Raw genomic sequence first — 238 nt, forward strand, 5'->3', positions numbered from 1 at the left:
GCAAGGTTGAAACTCAAAGGAATTGACGGGGGCCCGCACAAGCGGTGGAGCATGTGGTTTAATTCGAAGCAACGCGAAGAACCTTACCAAGGCTTGACATCCCGATGACTGGTGCAGAGATGTACCTTTTCTTCGGAACATCGGTGACAGGTGGTGCATGGTTGTCGTCAGCTCGTGTCGTGAGATGTTGGGTTAAGTCCCGCAACGAGCGCAACCCTTATCTTCAGTAGCCATCATT

The 238-nt window shown here is 51.7% G+C and carries 1 rRNA gene; it reads left to right on the plus strand.

What is annotated here, in order from left to right:
* A 16S ribosomal RNA gene (locus tag H9X84_RS12870) occupies window positions 1–238 on the plus strand; the annotation flags it as partial.

This window comes from Anaerotignum lactatifermentans, assembly GCF_016902535.1.
In the GTDB taxonomy this organism is placed as follows: domain Bacteria; phylum Bacillota; class Clostridia; order Lachnospirales; family Anaerotignaceae; genus Anaerotignum; species Anaerotignum lactatifermentans_A.